The sequence below is a fragment of the Micromonospora sp. WMMD980 genome, from assembly GCF_029626035.1.
GTDB lineage: Bacteria > Actinomycetota > Actinomycetes > Mycobacteriales > Micromonosporaceae > Micromonospora.
In genome coordinates, this window is sequence record NZ_JARUBE010000003.1 from 3317991 (window position 1) to 3334675 (window position 16685).

15 protein-coding genes and 2 pseudogenes are annotated in these 16685 nt (G+C 73.3%); 7 read left to right on the forward strand and 10 right to left on the reverse strand.

Going from position 1 to position 16685, the window contains the following annotated elements:
• Positions 1-20: 20 nt before the first annotated feature.
• Positions 21-3185, forward strand: a complete 3165-nt coding sequence (locus O7618_RS15430) for a hypothetical protein (RefSeq protein WP_278106794.1) — start codon at positions 21-23, stop codon at positions 3183-3185.
• On the opposite strand, the gene O7618_RS15435 is transcribed toward O7618_RS15430, so the two are convergent.
• Together O7618_RS15435 and O7618_RS15440 are read right to left on the reverse strand one after the other, a co-directional pair.
• The gene (locus tag O7618_RS15435; protein WP_278106795.1) at positions 3071-4045 is read right to left on the reverse strand and encodes a hypothetical protein; all 975 of its coding nucleotides are present in this window, start codon (positions 4043-4045) and stop codon (positions 3071-3073) included. The genes O7618_RS15430 and O7618_RS15435 overlap by 115 nt on opposite strands.
• Positions 4042-5310, reverse strand: coding sequence for an MFS transporter (locus O7618_RS15440; protein ID WP_278106796.1), 1269 nt, complete (start codon positions 5308-5310; stop codon positions 4042-4044). The genes O7618_RS15435 and O7618_RS15440 overlap by 4 nt, the downstream gene beginning before the upstream one ends.
• A 227-nt stretch (positions 5311-5537) precedes the next feature.
• Between O7618_RS15440 and O7618_RS15445 the strand changes: the two genes are divergently transcribed.
• The 3 genes from O7618_RS15445 (at position 5538) to O7618_RS15455 (ending at position 8378) form a co-directional block, all read left to right on the forward strand.
• Positions 5538-6911, forward strand: a complete 1374-nt coding sequence (locus O7618_RS15445; RefSeq protein WP_278106797.1) for a DNRLRE domain-containing protein — start codon at positions 5538-5540, stop codon at positions 6909-6911.
• 95 nt (positions 6912-7006) lie between these two features.
• The gene (locus O7618_RS15450; RefSeq protein WP_278106798.1) at positions 7007-7231 is read left to right on the forward strand and encodes a hypothetical protein; all 225 of its coding nucleotides are present in this window, start codon (positions 7007-7009) and stop codon (positions 7229-7231) included.
• 490 nt (positions 7232-7721) lie between these two features.
• Positions 7722-8378, forward strand: a complete 657-nt coding sequence (locus O7618_RS15455) for an HAD family hydrolase (protein WP_278106799.1) — start codon at positions 7722-7724, stop codon at positions 8376-8378.
• 70 nt (positions 8379-8448) lie between these two features.
• Here O7618_RS15455 and coaD read toward each other — a convergent pair whose 3' ends face one another.
• The gene (coaD, locus tag O7618_RS15460; RefSeq protein ID WP_278106800.1) at positions 8449-8871 is read right to left on the reverse strand and encodes a pantetheine-phosphate adenylyltransferase; all 423 of its coding nucleotides are present in this window, start codon (positions 8869-8871) and stop codon (positions 8449-8451) included.
• 127 nt (positions 8872-8998) lie between these two features.
• Between coaD and O7618_RS15465 the strand changes: the two are divergent.
• Positions 8999-9217, forward strand: a pseudogene (locus O7618_RS15465) (IS630 family transposase); the annotation flags it as partial.
• Between the two features lie 9 nt (positions 9218-9226).
• Here O7618_RS15465 and O7618_RS15470 read toward each other — a convergent pair.
• From O7618_RS15470 to O7618_RS15485, 4 genes are all read right to left on the reverse strand, one after another.
• Positions 9227-9691 carry a hypothetical protein gene (locus O7618_RS15470; RefSeq protein WP_278110247.1) on the reverse strand — a complete coding sequence of 155 codons (465 nt, stop codon included), beginning with the start codon at positions 9689-9691 and terminating at the stop codon, positions 9227-9229.
• Between the two features lie 257 nt (positions 9692-9948).
• A complete protein-coding gene (locus tag O7618_RS15475) occupies positions 9949-11277 on the reverse strand; it encodes a trypsin-like serine protease (RefSeq protein ID WP_278106801.1) in 1329 nt (442 codons plus the stop codon).
• Positions 11278-11363: 86 nt separating this feature from the next.
• On the reverse strand, positions 11364-11969 hold the full coding sequence (locus O7618_RS15480) for a transposase (protein WP_278106802.1): 606 nt from the start codon (positions 11967-11969) through the stop codon (positions 11364-11366).
• Positions 11948-12382: a winged helix-turn-helix domain-containing protein gene (locus O7618_RS15485; protein ID WP_278104400.1), complete on the reverse strand. Its 435-nt coding sequence runs from the start codon at positions 12380-12382 to the stop codon at positions 11948-11950. Before O7618_RS15485 ends, O7618_RS15480 begins: the two co-directional genes overlap by 22 nt.
• 605 nt (positions 12383-12987) lie before the next feature.
• Between O7618_RS15485 and O7618_RS15490 the strand changes: the two are divergent.
• Positions 12988-13125: pseudogene (locus tag O7618_RS15490) on the forward strand (haloacid dehalogenase); the annotation flags it as partial.
• 80 nt (positions 13126-13205) lie between these two features.
• Here O7618_RS15490 and O7618_RS15495 read toward each other — a convergent pair.
• The gene (locus O7618_RS15495) at positions 13206-14150 is read right to left on the reverse strand and encodes an FAD-dependent oxidoreductase (RefSeq protein ID WP_278106803.1); all 945 of its coding nucleotides are present in this window, start codon (positions 14148-14150) and stop codon (positions 13206-13208) included.
• Positions 14151-14263: 113 nt separating this feature from the next.
• Between O7618_RS15495 and O7618_RS15500 the strand changes: the two genes are divergently transcribed.
• Entirely contained in the window at positions 14264-15160 is an 897-nt protein-coding gene (locus O7618_RS15500) for a LysR substrate-binding domain-containing protein (protein ID WP_278106804.1), read from the forward strand.
• Between the two features lie 3 nt (positions 15161-15163).
• On the opposite strand, the gene O7618_RS15505 is transcribed toward O7618_RS15500, so the two are convergent.
• Positions 15164-16027 carry a hypothetical protein gene (locus O7618_RS15505; RefSeq protein ID WP_278106805.1) on the reverse strand — a complete coding sequence of 288 codons (864 nt, stop codon included), beginning with the start codon at positions 16025-16027 and terminating at the stop codon, positions 15164-15166.
• A gap of 43 nt (positions 16028-16070) precedes the next feature.
• Positions 16071-16685, reverse strand: coding sequence for a dihydrofolate reductase family protein (locus tag O7618_RS15510; protein WP_278106806.1), 615 nt, complete (start codon positions 16683-16685; stop codon positions 16071-16073).

Genomic DNA, 16685 nt, shown 5'->3' on the forward strand with positions numbered 1-16685 from the left:
GCCGCCACTACGATGCGAGCGTGGCTCGGATTCGGCGCCCGTACCAACTGGTCGCCGCCCTCGTGGTGGTGCTGCTGCTCGGTGCGGGCGTGGCCTGGGGTGTCGACGACACGTTGGGGCTCAGCCACACCCCGGCCGACGTGCCGCCCGAGCGGGCCGTCGCCGCGCCGTCCCGGGCACCCGCGCCGGTCCCGCCGCTGACCTCGATCGTGGTGCCGGACCAGCTCCGCACCGTCAAGGCCGCCGCGGCCGTGGCCGACGCGCTCGCCGCCCGGGGCCGCCCCCGTCCCACGGTCACGATGACCGCCTCCCCGAACACGAACACCGGGCCGGCAACCGCGAGCATGTCGGCGGTGACCACCCTGCGGGCGGAGCTGCGCGCCGGCGGGGCCCCGGAGGCGTACCGGATCGGCGTCCGCCGCGAGGAGCTGACCGTCACCGGCGACCTCGCGGGCGTCGCGGCCGGGCTCTACCGGCTGGCCGACCGGATCCGCTCGGGCGCCGAGGTGCTGCCGGCGGCGGAGGCCGGGCGGCCGGTCGCGCCCCGGCTGGGGTTGCGGCTGACCGACGCGGGTTCGGTGGGCCGTGAGCCGGATGCGGCGGCGTTCGCCGCCGGCGACGACTATCGCCTGAACACCGACGTGGTCACCTCGGCGCTGCTGCCCGAGGCGCCGTGGGTGGACGCCGCGGCGGTGGCCCGCGTCGACGCGCAGTTCCGACAGTTCGTCGACCACGCGGCGGCGCAGGGCTACACCGGCGTCGTGGTGCCCGGCTTCCTGGAGTACGTCACGTTCGACAAGGTCGGTGACGGGCACGCGGTCTACCCGGCCGGCGATCCGCACGTGGCACGGGCGCGGGCCATGGTGGCGGCGTTCGGGCCGGTCTTCCGGTACGCCGACGAGATGGGCCTGAAGGTCTTCCTGCTCACCGACATGCTGGCGGTGTCGCCGCCGCTGGAGGCGTACCTGCACCGCACCGTGGGCGGGCTCGACACCGGCGACCCCCGGCTCTGGGCCGTCTACCGGGCCGGGCTGGCCGAGGTGTTCGCGCGGATGCCGTTCGTCGCCGGGCTGATGGTCCGCGTCGGCGAGGGCGGCGAGGTGTACGCGGGCAGCGGCTGGGACTACACGTCCAAGCTCGCGGTCACCACCGCCGACGGGGTGCGCGCGATGCTGCGGGCGCTGCTCGACACCGCCGGACCGGCCGGCAAGGAGATCATCTTCCGCACCTGGACCGTCGGCGTGGGAGAGGTCGGCGACCTGCACACCAACCCGCAGGAGTACGCGCGGGTCCTCGGCGGGTTCGACGATCCGCACCTGATCGTGTCTACCAAGTACACGCTCGGCGACTTCTACAGCCACCTGCCGTTCAACACCACCCTGTTCGGCGGCACGCAGCGGCGGATCGTGGAGTTCCAGGCCCGGCGCGAGTTCGAGGGGTTCGGCGCGCTGCCCAACGACCTCGGCCCGCTGCACGCGGCGGCGCTGCGCGCGTTCCTCGCCGCGAACCCGCACGTCGAGGGCGTGTGGAACTGGACCCAGGACGGCGGGCCGCTGCGCGCCGGCCCGATGTCGCTCTACCTGCGCGCCGGCTTCTGGCAGCTCTACGACCTGAACACCTACGCGGTGGCGCGGCTTGCCTGGGACCCGGACACCGACCCGGCGCGGGTGACGGCGGACTGGGCCTACCGCACGTTCTCCGCCGACCCGGCCACCGTGGCGGCGATCGGGGCGGCCATGGCGCTGTCCCGCACGGCGGTCACCACCGGCCTCTACGTCGGCCCGTACGCGGACACGTCGGTGCGGGCGCTCGGGCTGGAACCACCACCGATGATGTGGATCTTCGAGTGGGACATCCCGACCGGCGACTCGGCGGCGCTGGACAGCATCTACGCGGTCACCGGCGACCGGGTCGACGAGGCGGTCGCCGAGGGCGGCGCGGCGGTCGCCACGGCCCGGCGGATGCGGGCACTGGTCGCCGGCACCGACCCGGCGACGTGGCGGGACGCCGCGCTGCGGCAACGCTTCGTCGACACGCTCGACTACCAGGTGGACCTGTTCGCGACGCTGGCCGCCTACCGCGCCATGGTGCTGCGGCACGCGCAGTGGCTGGACACCGGTTCCGCCGACGCCTACGCCGACTGGCGGTCCGCCGCCGGGGCGTACCGGGAGGCGCGCGACCGGCACCGGCAGCGCTACGGCGGCGACCTCGACCTGCCGGCGTACCGCTTCACCGCGGCCGACCTCGGCGCGCAGCGGGCCGACCGCGACCCGGCGATGGCCTGGGCGGCGCGGGCGCTGCTGGCCCTGGTCGGCGTCGTGGTGGTGCTCGGCCTTCGCGGGCGCCGACGCGACAGCGGGCGCCGGCCGGGCGGCGCTGCGGCGCGGGCGCTGCTGCTGGGCGCGCTGCGGCCGTGGCGGCTGGCCGGGCTGCCGGCCCCGGCGTACCGGGCGGACCGGGTGCTGGTGTGGCTGGTGCCGGCGGCGGTACTGGTGGCGAGCCGGCTGGTGTTCACCTGGTTCGCCGCGCCCGCGCACCTGCTTGTCACGCTCGGCGGTTGGGCGCTGTTCGCGCTCGTCGCACGCCTGGCCGTGGGCCGGCGGGACCCGTTCGCGCTGTGGGCGGTCGTCGGCGGGGTGGCGTTGCTGCGCAGCGTGCTGCTGCTGGCGGTGCTGGCCGGGCGTGGGCCGGGCGGCTACTGGATGGTGTTCTGGACCGCGCCGGCCCGCCGGGCGGTCTACCTGACGATCGCGGTGGCGGCGTTCTGCTGGCTGTTCGTGGCGACCGCTGTGGTGCTGCGCGACCGCTACGGGGTGACCCGCCGCCGCGCCGCCGGGCTGGTGCTCGCCGCCGCCGGAGTGCCGCTGGCGGTGCTCGCCGGGCTGGTCGCCTGGATCGGCGCGGAACACGCGCTGACGGTGTGGAACGACCAGATGGCGTTGCTGCCGTGGGGGCTGTCGCGCATCCTCGGCATCACCGTCTACCTGGGCATCCCGACCGGGCTGCCCGGGCACGCGGCCGGGGTCGGGGTGGCGCTGGTCGCCGCCGGGGCGCTGCTGTCGACAGGGCGTCAGGTCAACGGCGACGGCGACTCCGCGCCGGGCAGCAGCAGCCGGGGTGCGCCGGAGCCGTCCGCCGGCACCGACCAGACGTCCGGACGGCCGTCGTCGGCGCGCAGCGTGTAGGCGAGGGTGCCGCCGTCGAGCCACGCGGCCTGGTCGTCGACGCTGGCGCGCTCGGCGGTGGCGGTCACCCGCATGGTGCGCAGGTCCAGCACGGACAGTCGCCAGCCCTTCGAAGGGTCGGCGTCGACCGCCTCCTTGAACGCGATCCGGGTGCCGTCCGGCGACAGCGACGGACACTCGACGTTCTCGCGTACCGTCGCCACCGTCCGGGCGGCGGCGTCGCCGCGCACCAGCCACCGTTTCCCGGCGCTGGACATGGTGGCATAGAAGGTGTTGTCGTCGCCCGCGAACGTGACGCCCCAGAAGTTGACGTCGGCGTTGCGGTAGGGCCGGCCGTCGCGCCGGACCGCGAACGCCTCCAGCGAGGCGACGGTGACGCCGGTGCGGGCGTCGAGGAAACCGGTGCGGGTAGAGAAGCCGCCGCCACTGTAGGAGTCGCCGCCGACGAACGTGGTCCACGACACCATCCGGCCGGACGCCGAGACCCGGGCCCGGTTGGGCAGCCCCGGCACGTCCAGCCGCCGGACCGGGCGCAGCTCCGCGTCGAGCACCACCACCTGGTATGACCACGCGCTGCTCGGGGCCAGGCAGACGCCGGTGCCGGCGGCGGCGTACACCCGCAGGCACTCCAGGGCGGCGACGGCGCGCGGCCCGGCGGGGTCGGCGAGCGCGGCGGTGGAGACGTGCCGGTCGGTGACGGCGAGCAGCCGGGGGCCGGGACGGAGGGTGACCGCCCGGTCGGCGGCGGCGGCCGGCACCGGTGCGGGCCGGGCCGACACCACCGCGTAGCCGGTGGCCAGCGCGCCGAGCGCGACGGCCGAGGCGGCCAGCGTGGCGAGCTTCGCGCCTGTCGACATCATCGGGCCGTCCTTTGCCGGGGAGCGAGCAGGAACACGCTGGCCAGCAGCGTGACGGTCACGGCCACGGCGGCGGCGACGCTCGCCGGGCGCGGGCCCCACACCTGCCAGGCCAGGCCGAACAGGACCGAGGAGAGCAGGTACGCCAGCGCCTGGCCGGTCTGCACGAGCGCGATGCCGGTGGTGCGTACCCGCGCCGGCAGCACCGGACCGGCGAGCGCGATCAGCACCCCGTCGGTGGCCGCGTAGAACGCGCCGTACAGCGTCAACGTCAGCACGAGCAGCGCCCAACCGTGCACCGGCCCGGCCAGCAGCAGGTAGGTCAGGCCGAGCGCGACGTAGCCGCCGGCCACCACGGGCAGCCGGCCGACCCGGTCGGCCAGCGCGCCGAGCGGGCCGGCCAGCAGCAGGTACGCCAGGCTGGTGCCGACCGCGAGCAGCGGGAACCAGCGCAGGCCGATGTCCTCGCGTCGTTGCAGCAGCAGGTAGACGAAGCCGTCGCCGATGGTGGCGAGCCCGAGCAGCGCGGCGGCGACCACCAGGCGGCGCGTCGACGTGTCCCGGAGCAGGGCGGCGGCCTCCCGGACGGTGACCCGGCGGTCGTCCGCACCGCCGGCCGCAGCGACCGGCGCGGGCCGTTCCCGCACGAAGAGCACCAGCACGACGACGGCGAGCGCGGCCACGCAGAAGCTGGTGACGAAGACCGCGTCGTAGTTCGGCCCGACGGCGAGCAGCACCGCGAGCGCGACAAGCGGCCCGAGGAACGCCCCGACGCTGTCCATGGTCCGGTGCACCCCGAACGCCCGGCCGAGCGCCTCGGGCGGCGTGGCGAGTGTGATCAGCGCGTCGCGAGGCGCGGTGCGCACGCCCTTGCCGAGCCGGTCCACGGCGATCACCGCGCCGATCGCCGGCACCGACCGGCCGGCGAGCAGCAGCCCGAGCTTGGCCACCGCGGAGAGCGCGTAGCCGGCGCCGGCGACCAGCTTGCGCCGGCGGAACCGGTCGGCCACGAACCCGCCGACGACCCGCAGCACTGCGGTAGCCCCGGTGTGGACGCCGTCGAGGACGCCGAACGCGAGCGGGCCGAGGTTCAGCCCGAGCACCAGATAGAGCGGCAGCACCGCGGTGACCATCTCGGCGGACACGTCGGTGATCAGGCTGACCGTGCCGAGCGCCAGCACGGTGCCGCCGACCCCGGTGAGGCGGCGGCGCGGCCGGGCGGCGGCCGGCGGGTCGGCCGTCGGCCGGGACACGGTCGACAGGTACACGGGCGGTCCCCTCGCAGTCGGCGGCCTGACGGACAGCCATCGTCCGGGCGGGCGCCGCTAACCACAACGGACGCTCGGCACCGCTCGGGTGTGCGCTCGGCGAACAGCGCGCGAACATCGAGAAGTTTGCCTACCCGGACGCGGCGTTCACCTTTCCGCCGCCCGCCGGTCCATCGGCGTCCCTACATTCCGTGGGCTGTCATCACCCCCACGGAAGGGGCCCTTGGATGGGCATTCGACTCCCCCGGCCGCCGGTCACCCTGAGCGCGGCTGCCGTGCTGGTCGCCGCCAGCGCCGCCGCCGTCCTCACCGGCTCGGGCGCCGCCTCGGCGGCGAGCGCCACGTTCACCCCGGTCGCCGACACGTACGTGCAGAGCGACACGGCCGGCACCAACTACGGCACCGCCACGCAGATCGTGGTGGACACCTCCCCCACCCGCCGGATGTTCCTGCGGTTCACGGTCAGCGGCGTCAGCGGCACGGTCACCAGCGCCAAGCTGCGGCTGCGCACGATCAGCGGCAACAACGGCAGCGACGTCGGCGGCACCGTGCGGGCGATGTCCAGCACGAGCTGGTCGGAGACCGGCACCACCTGGAACAACCAGCCGGCCGTCGACGGCGCCACCCTCGGCTCGATCGGGTCGGTCGGAGCGAGCACCTGGTACGAGGTGGACGTCACCGCGGCGGTCACCGGCAACGGCACGGTCAGCTTCGGCGCGACGTCCACCAGCAGCGACGGCGCCTACTACTCCGCCCGGGAGAGCGGCGGCAACGCCCCGCAACTGGTGGTCACCACCGGCAGCACCGCGCCGTCCGGCGACCCGGTGCTGGTGGGCGCCGGTGACATCAGCGACTCCGGCTCCGGCGACAGCGCCACCGCCGCGCTGCTCGACGGCATCTCCGGCACGGTGTTCACCATCGGCGACAACGTCTACGACAGCGGCACCGCGTCGCAGTTCAGCAGCTACTACGCGCCCACCTGGGGTCGGCACAAGGCCCGCACCCGCCCGTCGCCGGGCAACCACGACTACAACACCTCCGGCGCGAGCGGCTACTACAACTACTTCGGCAGCCAGGCCGGGCCGAGCGGGCGCGGCTACTACTCCTACGACCTGGGCAACTGGCACATCGTGTCGTTGAACTCCAACGTCAGCATGTCCGCCGGGTCGACGCAGGAGCAGTGGCTGCGCTCGGACCTGGCGGCCAGCACCAAGCCGTGCACGCTTGCCTACTGGCACCACCCGCTCTACACGTCCAGCTCCAACCACGCGCCGTCGACCGGCACCCGACCGCTCTACCAGGCGCTCTACGACCACAACGCGGACGTCGTGGTCTGGGGGCACAACCACGTGTACGAGCGGTTCGCGCCGATGAACGCCAACGGCAGCCTGGACACCAGTCGGGGGCTGCGCAGCTTCGTCGCCGGGATGGGCGGGGCCGGCCACTACAGCTTCGGCACCATCCAGCCCCACAGCGAGGCGCGCAACAGCAGCGCGTACGGGGTCTTGAAGTTCACCCTGCACGCCAACACCTACGACTGGCAGTTCGTGCCGGTGGCGGGGCAGACCTACGGCGACACCGGCACCGGCACCTGCCACTGACCGCGGCACCGCCCGGCCGGGAAACCCCGGCCGGGCGGTGTGCACCGGTCCGCGGACGGGTACCGGTGGGGGCAGGAACCGGTGAGGAGGACGAGATGACCGACCCCAGGTACGCACCGATCGGGCTGGCCGCCGGGCAGTTGGTGGACAACGACAGCGAGACCGACGGTGGCGAGGTGGTCGGCGCGGACGACGCGGCGGCCGACGCCGCCCGGGCCGGCGCCGACGTGGACCTGTCCGCGGCCACCCGGGACAGCGACGGCACCCCGGTCGGCGCCGCCGACGCCGAGGCCGACCGCGAGCGCGCCGCCGACGGGTGACGTGACCAGCCGCCCCGCCGCCGGAGCACCCGGTGGCGGGGCGGTGTCACACGTCGACCGGCACCGTCACCGCACCGGCCGGCAGGTCGGGCACGTTGCGGTTCGGGGGCGGGAAACAGCCACCGGGTTCCACTCAGCGGCTGCCATGCCGACGGGTGGAACACGGTGGAGGTCTGCGAGGGGCTGAGAGGCGCGTGGTGTTCCACTCGCCGGCGTACTCGCCGGTGGGTGGAACGTGGTGGTTGTCCGGCCGGGGCAGGCAGCCCCCGAGGGGGGTACGCGAATACGAGCTGGTCGCGCACGCCGACGCCGAGCGGCTGGCGGCCCCCGCGACGTCGCCTGACCGCTATCCTCCTGCCGTGATCCGCACTCGCACCGCCGTCTCCCTGGCTCCCTACCACTCGTCTCGGTTGCTCACCCGACGATGCCCCCGCCTCCGCCCCGATGAGCACGCGGCCCGCTCCCATCGGTCCTACCTGGAGGCGTCCACGTGATCGGGGCGGTCTTCTTCGACATCGGCGGGACGATCCTCGACGAGACCCGCGAGTTCGCCGACTGGGCGGACTGGTTGGGCGTGCCCCGGCACACCTTCTCGGCGGTCTTCGGCGCGGTCATCGCCCGAGGGCAGGACTGGCAGGAGTCGTTCCGCACGTTCCGGCCCGACTTCGACCTCGCGACCGAACTGGAGCGCCGGGCCGCCGCCGGCCGGCCGGAGGCGTTCGGCGAGGAGGACCTCCATCCCGACGCCCGGGCGTGCCTGGCCGCCCTGAAGGCACAGGGCCTGCGCGTCGGCCTGGCCGGGAACCAACCGGCGCACGCCGAGGCGAGCCTGCGCGCGCTCGACCTGCCGGTCGACGTGATCGGCACCTCGCACGGGTGGGGGGTGGCGAAGCCGGCGCCGGAGTTCTTCGACCGGGTCGTCCGGCAAGGCGGCGGCGACCCGTCCACGATCCTGTACGTGGGCGACCGGCCCGACAACGACGCCCGCCCGGCCATGGCGGCGGGGATGCCGGCGTGCCTGATCCGCCGCGGCCCGTGGGGCCACATCCTCGACCTGCCCGAGGTGGCCGCGCGTTGCCTGTTCCGGATCGGGTCGCTGGACGAACTTCCGACCCTGGTCGCCGCGCACAACGCGGCCGAACGCTAGGCCGGCGGTCGCCGCCCACCCGCGCGCCCGCACCACCGGCGACGAACGCGGCCGGACGCCGACGCGGCCGTCATCCACCGGCCGCCCGCGCCACCGTCGACGACACGCCGGCCAGTTCGGACCGGGCAGGCAGGAAGACCGTGGCGACACCCAGCGACTGGTTCATCGCGGCGAGCCGGTGCTCGGCCTGGAGATCCGTGGTGTTCCGCACGCCCCGGACGATCACCGCGACGTCGTGGCGACGGCAGTAGTCGGCGGTGAGCCCCCGCCAGGCCGCGACCGTGACGGTGGTCCAGTCGGCCGGCACGACGGCGCGGACGGCGGTCGCCCGCTCCTCCTCGTCGGCAACCGGCTGCTTGTCGCCGTTCACCGCGACGAGCACGACCACCTCGTCGAACAGGCCGCGGGCCCGGTCCACCACGTCCAGGTGCCCGGGCGTGAACGGGTCGAAGCTGCCGGGATAGACCGCGCGCACCCGATCGTCGCTGCCCATGACCCGATCCTAGTGTCCTGAGTTGTCACTCAGCCGGCAGATATTGGGCTGTCGGGGTAGCTGGTCGTCCGCGTGGTGGGTGGAACTGACTGACGATGAGCGTGCGTGTCTGACCCGGTGGGCGCACCTCGTTGACGAGCTGCGGCCCGGGGCACCCCGTCGGATCACCGACGACCGGGTCGAGGAGCTGATCGTCAAGACCCTCGAACGGCAGCCGGCCAATCACGACAGTCACTGCTCGACTCGGTCGATGGCCAAAGCGATTGGACTGTCGCAGACCGCGGTGTCGCGGATCTGGCGGGCGTTCGGTCTCAAGCCCCATCTGGTGGACACCTGGAAGCTGTCGCGGCTGCCATCATCCCTCCTGGGGACGGGCCGTGTCCTCCTTGAGAGTTGGCTGGTCGATCACGGTCCCGTCCTGCCGGTACAGCGTGCAGACGGCGCGCTTGCCGTCGGGGACGTCCTTGCTCATCGGCACGCCGCGGCGCGACACCCAGAACAGGGTCACCTCCTGATCGCCGGGGTATGGCCGCAGCGCCGTACTGACCCGGGGCGCGCCGTCCTGAACGATCGTGGCGACGCCGACGCGGGTGAGAGCGTAGCCGTAGGTGAGTAGCCGACCGTCCGGAGTGACGACCTCTCTGACCTGGAAGCGCCCGGCGGTGCCGCCACCCTTCTCCGCCCGCCGGGTCTGCTCGTCCAACTCGAGCCGGCGGTCGTAGTCCTGGGTCCGGGTGTTCCACCAGCTCGTCCAGAGGTTCCGGTCCCGGTCGAGCGCCAACACGAGTTCATCCGCATCGACCCGCAGGCCGGTCCGCACCGGCTCCCCTACCACCGCGATGCTGGGGTTCGGCCATGGAGCGGGCGCACCGGTGGCGCTGGCCCCGCTCTCCCGCCCAGCGCCGCTACCAGGGCCGCCAGGCTGACCGGAGGAGCCGCTGTCACATCCCGACGCCGCCAACATCAACACGCTAACCACCAGGGCAGCCCTCCGGCCAAACACACTCACGCCATGCTCCAAATGCCCGGTGTGGCCGGCTCCGGTTGCGGAGCCGGCCACGATCCCGAATTGGTTGATCAGGAAACAGTCTTCAGCTTGAAACCGTAGTCGATACCTTCGAGGCTGATGGTCTGGTTGCGGACGTGGGACAGGATCTTGTCGATCGGCGTGTAGCGGTTCCATTCAGAGCCGGGACTGCCACAGGCGCCGCTCGCGTCCTTGCCGTACGACAGGATGCCGTACGGCTTGTTGTCGACCTCGCTGAACAGCGGACCGCCGCTGTCACCGGAGCGGGCGCAGATGTTCGCCTCGAGGCCGCCGCCGTAGTGCTGTGTGATGCTCCCGCATCGGGTGCCAGGAACGTAGCCGAGATTGGTGTGGTAACCGGAGTCCGAGCCGGCATCTCCGCTGCCTGTCTCGCATACCACCCAACCGTCGACAACCTGTGGATAGGAATAGTAGCCGGTGATCGAGTAGCTGCCGTCCTGGCAGCCCTGCCAGGTCGACTCAGTCCAGTAGCACCAGGACACTACCCGATTCTTTGGCACGCCACCCGGCCAGTAGTCGTACCAGTTGGTCCCGCCTTCGGAACGGTATGGCATGAGCGCGTAATCGTACGGATAGACCCGCGAGCCGTTGACGTTGGCGTTCTCGAAGTTGTAGACCTCGTAGCTGATGGGCGTGCCGGACTTGGACTTGGTGAAGCCGATCCCGCTCTTGTACGGGCCGACCGTGCAGTGCCCCGCCGTCATGACGTAGTGCCAGTTGCGCGAGTCGGTGACGTTGAAGCCGTTGCTGCACTGGCCCCACCAGGCGTTCATGTTCTCGCCGTTGGGGTAGACCGGGGCGGCCTGGTTCCGGCTGGTGTTAAGCCGCATGCCCCCGCGCATCGGCCAGGCACAGTCGCGCGGGTCACACCCGTCGTTCGCGGCGGGCCCGCCCTTCTCGACGCCCGGCTCCAGGAGCTGCTTGACCACGGCACGGCCCTGCTGGGCGGCGGCTGCTGCACTCACCGCCGCGTTCGGCCTAAGCACGGTCTCGCGCTGCGCGACACCCTGCGTCCGGGCGACGTTCTGCCCGCCCGAGCGCCGGGTGGTTTCTGCGGCGCCGTCTCGCTGGTAGACCATGACGGCGTTCGATCGGACATCGACGTTAATCTCCGCCGTGTGCCGGTCGAAGCTCGGGTTGAGCTTCTTGTCGATTCGCTCCTCGGTGGCACGCAGGTCCTTCATCGACCACCGGACCTTGTCGGTGCGCACGTTGGTCTTGTCACGAAGCGAGGCGATCACGGCGTTGGCGGATTCCGGCCGGGTGGTCGCGATGTGCAGCACACCCCCATTGTCCTGATCGAGCCACATGCCGGCGTACTCGTTCGGCTGATTCCTGCCCATCCATTCACCGAGCACCGCCGACGTCCGCTGCAGTTCGAGCCGGCGTAGCGCTTCCTCTTGACTGATGCCGTAGGCGCTAGTGAGATACAGATCTTGAATGGTCAGGTTGTGTCGGGTTCGAGGGTCAGGCCGGTGTGAGCGAGGAACCCGTCGAGTAGGTCGGGTCGGTACTGGATGCTCTTGAGCCGATTCTTGATGATCGCAAGGAGGTGGTCGACGCCGGTGACGGCGAGGTTGCCGATGCTGCGTTTCAGGTGAGACCAGACGCCCTCGGTCGGGTTCAGGTCGGGGGCGTAGGCGGAGAGCCGAATGACGTGGAGCCAGTCCCGGGCGTTGATCATCTGCCGCATGGCGGCGGAGACGTGGGTGTTCAGGTTGTCCCAGACGCACACGATCGGGCCGCCGAGCTGCTGGTGGGCGGCGTCGAGCAGGGCGATGTAGTCGCGTTCGCTGAAGCTGCGTCGTTCGTTCTTGCGGCCGCGGTGCACGATCGTGCGGTAGATCAACCGGGACCGTTCGCCGGGCCGGTAACAGGTCAACCCGGCGATCGACACGCGACCGGACCCCTTGCCGGACACCGGGACGACCGGGGTGCGGCCGCGTCGGCCCCAGGTGCGGGCCTTCGGGGGGCGCAGCGTCTGACCGGCCTCGTCCTCGAAGACCAGCCACGCCTGTCGCTGCGCCGCTACCGTTTTCCCGCCGGCCACGTCTCCCGCCGCCAGGTGGTAATCGCGGCCTCGTCGCGCTCGACCGCGCGGTGCTTGGGCACCTGCACCGACCAGCCCAGCCGGTACATCACATTCGCGGTGCCACGCAGCGTGTACCGGACGCGGAACATCCGGGCGATCAGGTCCGACACCCGCGCCAGGGTCCACCGCTGATCGACACCGAACCCGTGCGCCGCCGGACCCTCGTCCAGGGCGTCGGCCAGGCGCCGCAGCCGGGCCTCATCCAGGCGGCACCGAGACCCGCCAGGTCCCTTCGAGGCAAGGGCATCCTCGCCGCCGGCCTTCCACCGCTTGCGCCATCCGTACACCGCGGTCTGCGACACCCGCAGCCGGCGCGCGATTTCCGGCACCGACACGTCCTGGGCGAACCACCCGGCCGCCTGCCGCCGCACCGCCTCACGCTTTGCCCGCCCCCGCGCGGACAATCCACCTCCATCGGGATACCTCATCATCCCGGCCTACGCCTCCGCGCCACGAAGATCACGCCGACACGCCGAACCACAGTGGACAAACCTGGCCGTTCAAGATCTGTAGCTGATGGAGCCGGCCACATCAGCGGGCTCCAGCGCCGGAAGATTCGGCACCGGTACGTCGGCCGAGCCCGACGGCGCCGGATTCGGGGCCGTCGTCTCGGCCGATGGCGAGGGTGCCGGAAGGCTCGGACCCGAGGCGCCAGCCGAGGCTGTCGACATGGAGGCTGTACCCAGCCCCAGAACAGCGGCCGCCACAGCGGCGACGCGGACACTGGCCCGCGATTTGGACATAGACAATTGCCCTCCCCCGTGCACGTTCATCGATGCGATATCGACGACTGTATGAGTCTTGGCATCGGGCCCCGCGCCGAGGCAAGACACCACGGACAAGTAGAAGGGAGCGGGTTCAGGACGCGCCTCAACCTCACCCAAGTGGGCGTGCGCGACTTCGCCTGACCCGCGCTGCGCCGCGTCGCAGGTCCGCGGCCGGCTCGATCGCCGCTACGTCCCGACGGAGGAATGCCGTGATCGGGGCGGTCTTCTTCGACGTCGGCGGGACGATCCTCGACGAGACCCGCGAGTTCGCCGACTGGGCGGACTGGCTCGGCGTGCCCCGACACACCTTCTCGGCGGTCTTCGGCGCGGTGATCGCGCGCCGGGGTAGACGGCCCGTACGCGATGGTCGCTGCCCACGACCCGACCCTATGCGGCGCTGTCGTGGCCGAAGGTCGCCGCCGAGGCGCTAGCCGGCCAGGATCAGGTCCGCGACCTCGGCAGCGCAACCCCAGGACAGCGTCACCCCCGCCCCGCCGTGCCCGTAGGCGTGCACCAGCCGCCCGCCCCCGGGGTCCACCTCGACCCGGGGCCCGCCGAGCCGGGCCGGCCGCAGCCCGATCCGCTCCCCCAGCACCGGCGCGCCGGCCAACCGGGGCACCAGGGCGACGCACCGCCGCCGGATCGCCGCCGCCGTGTCCGGGTCGGGCCGGGTGTGCGCCACGCCGGGCTGGTAGGTGCCGCCGAGCACCACGTCGTGGCGGCGCGGGTGCACGTAGGTGATGCCGGCCGGGTCGTCCTCGTCGCGCACCGACACGGTCAGGCCGGGGTTCGCCACCAGCAGGACGTGCCCGCGCGCCGGGTACACGGCCGGGTCGGCGGCGAGCTGACCGGCGGCGAGGCCGGTGGCGTTGACCACGGCCGGCGCGATCTCGTACGCCTCGGAGAGCTTGCGCAGCGGACGGCGGACGACCTGCCCGCCGCCGGCCTCGACCTGGCGGTGCAGCCAGGTCAGGTAGCGGGTCATCTCCACGGTCGGGGCGGTGAACCGCAGCAGCGCCGTCCAGGGCGCGGTGGCCGGCTCGGCCACCAACCCGCCGCACGCGTCGGCCCACCACGGCGGCCCGGTGTAGGGGCGGCGCAGCCACATCCGGGTGGGCCGGTCGACCACCCCGGGCACCCCGTCGGCGGCCTGTCGGCGCAGCTCGGCGTGCGTGTCCCGGGCCCAGCGCAGCACCCGCGGGTCCGCCTCGGTGTGGCTCGGGTACCAGACCGCGGCGGCCACCGTGGACACGAGGTCCGCCGGTTCGTCGGCGGTCAGCACGGTGACCCGCGCGCCGCGCCGCTGGAGCGTGACCGCCGCCGTCAGGCCGATCACTCCCGCACCGACCACCACCACGTCCGCTGCCGCCATGGTCCGCTCCCGTCGCCCGTACCGTCGATGTGGTGCCGATGGTGACCGCCCGGTGACCGTGCCGTCCAAGACGGATCGGACAGTCGGCGATAAGCGGCGCTTATGATGGCGGGATGGTGGAGGCCACGGGCGCCTGGTCGGACCTGCGCCGGCTGCGCTCCTTCGCGGTGCTCGCCGAGGAGTTGCACTTCACCCGCGCGGCCACCCGGCTGCACATCGCCCAGCCCGCGCTGAGTCAGCAGATCCGGGCGCTGGAGCGCCAGCTCGGCGCGCCGCTCGTGCACCGCACCAGCCGGGGCTGCACGCTGACCGAGGTCGGGGCACGCGTGGCGGAGGAGGCGGCGCGGCTGCTCGCCGAGGTGGACGCGTCGACCGCCCGCATCCGGGACCTGGTGCGCGGCCGGGGCGGCCGGCTGCGGCTGGCGTACACCAGGTCGGCGCGCGGCGGCCGGGTCGACGCGCTGATCGGCCGGTTCCGGGCCGCCCACCCCGGCGTCGAGGTGGTCTCCGAGACGGCGTGGACCGCCCCGAACGTCGCCGGCCTGCTCGCCGGCCGGCTGGACGCGGCGTTCGTCCGCCCGCCGGTGGACGAACCGGCGCTCGCCTGCCGCACGGTCGACACCGAGGAGTTGCTGCTGGCGCTGCCGGCGGGCCATCCGCTCGCCGCCGGCCGCCGCCGGATCGGCCGGGCCGAGGTGGTCGACCTGCCGGCGGTGATGTGGCCCCGGGAGAACGGGCCGGGCATGTTCGACCGCACCATCGCCCAGGTGTGGCCGCACGGCGGGTTCCGGCTGGTCCGGCAGGAGCCGGACGACGAGCAGTTGCTGCGCGCGGTGGCGCAGGGCGACGTGGTCGCGGCCGTGCCCGCCGGCCGGGCCCGGGCGCTACGGCTGCCCGGCGTGCGGCTGCGCCGGTTCACCGCCCCGACGCCCACCGTGGACGTCGGACTGGCCTGGCCGGTCGACAGCACCAACCCGGCGCTGCACGCGCTGCTCGCCCTGCTCGGCTGAGCGCTATCCGGCCACCGGGACGGACACCGCCGGCGCGTCGCGGTCCACCCCTGCCAGCCCCGCGACGAGCAGCAGGTACGCGGTCAGCTCCACCGCCACGGTGAGCGCCCCCACCGGCTGCGGCATCGCCGCCGTGGGCGTGATGGCGTGCCAGGCGAACAGCGCCGTCCCGTCGCCGGCGAAGTGCGACACCGGCACCGCTTCGATGCTCGCGTCGATCAGCCGCAACGCGACGAGGGCGAGCACCGCCGCGCCGGCCGCGGCGAGTCGCCGGCCGCGCCCGGCCAGCAACGCGGCGAGCACCAGCGCGGCCACCGCGAGAGCGAGCGCCGGCAGCACCGCGAGCACCATCGCGCTCGTCACGTCCGTCACGTCGGGGCCGCTCGGGTACGGTGCGTCGTCGGCGACCAGGTGGTGCCGGATGTCGGCGACCCGGACCGCGGCGTAACCGAGGATCGGCAGCGCCGCCACCCCGGCGAACGCCGCCGGTCGACGCCGGAGCCGACCACGCCATCCGACCAGCAGGAGCACGGTCGCGGTCAGCGCCGCCCAGCCGGCGGTGAGGCCCGCCTCGACGCCGGCCGTGACGTCGACGGGGTCGCTCCCGTCGATGACCCGCCAGCCGAAGTCCCCGCCGCCCGGGGCCGCCGGCATGGTGCGGATCGCGTCGGCCAGCAGCACCGCCAGCGCCGCCGGCACCACCCAGCGTGGCGCCGGCAGCCCGCCGGCCACCGCGTACGCGAGAAGCAGGGCCAGGCACAGCACCTCGGCGCCCCGCCACACCGGGTGAGCCACCAGGACACCGGCGACGTGCAGCGCGGCGCACGCCGCGGCGGCGGCGATCAGGAGCAGGGGGCGACGAAACACGCCGGAGATCCTGTCACGACGGCGACGCCCGTCGCTGCCCCGCTCAGTTACCGGCCGGCACCTGCTCCTTGACGTCCTCGTAGCCGACCTTGCCCGGCGCCTCGGCCGGCGTGTAGATCACCCGGATGACGCCGGTGGGGAACGCCTCCGTCGCGCTGACCCGCAGATGGTACGGCGAGTCACCCTCGTCGAACAGCTTGCGGCCCTTGCGGGCGGCGACCGGGTGCACCAGCAGGCGCAGCTCGTCGACCAGCCCGGCGCCGAGCGACTGCTGCACCACCGAGATCGATCCGGGGATGAGGATGCCCTTGACACCCGGGTCGGCCTTGAGGGCCGCGACCGCGTCGACGAGGTCGCCCTGGACCAGCTCCGAGTTGCGCCAGGAGAACTCCAGCGGCTGCCGCGAGACGACCACCTTGCGCATGTCGCCGAGCTGCTTGGCGAACGGCGCGTCCTCGCCGCCGGCCGCCTCCCGGTCGGGCCACGCGCCGGCGAAGCTGTCGTAGGTCTCCCGGCCGATGAGCAGGACGTCGGCGGTGTCGTAGTCCTCGGTGACCGCGCGACCCATGTTGTCGTCGAAGTAGGGGAAGTGCCAGTCGGGGTCGATCTCGGCGACGCCGTCGGCCGAGATGAACAGCGTGGAGATGACCTTCGCCAT

What these genes read in the sequence shown, in the direction of transcription:
- O7618_RS15435 (WP_278106795.1), bottom strand. Translation starts at nt 4,045, where the DNA reads ATGATGTCGACAGGCGCGAAGCTCGCCACGCTGGCCGCCTCGGCCGTC.
- O7618_RS15445 (WP_278106797.1), top strand. Translation starts at nt 5,538, where the DNA reads ATGGGCATTCGACTCCCCCGGCCGCCGGTCACCCTGAGCGCGGCTGCC.
- O7618_RS15450 (WP_278106798.1), top strand. Translation starts at nt 7,007, where the DNA reads ATGACCGACCCCAGGTACGCACCGATCGGGCTGGCCGCCGGGCAGTTG.
- coaD (WP_278106800.1), bottom strand. Translation starts at nt 8,871, where the DNA reads ATGGGCAGCGACGATCGGGTGCGCGCGGTCTATCCCGGCAGCTTCGAC.
- O7618_RS15495 (WP_278106803.1), bottom strand. Translation starts at nt 14,150, where the DNA reads ATGGCGGCAGCGGACGTGGTGGTGGTCGGTGCGGGAGTGATCGGCCTG.
- O7618_RS15500 (WP_278106804.1), top strand. Translation starts at nt 14,264, where the DNA reads ATGGTGGAGGCCACGGGCGCCTGGTCGGACCTGCGCCGGCTGCGCTCC.
- O7618_RS15510 (WP_278106806.1), bottom strand. Translation starts at nt 16,685, where the DNA reads ATGGCGAAGGTCATCTCCACGCTGTTCATCTCGGCCGACGGCGTCGCC.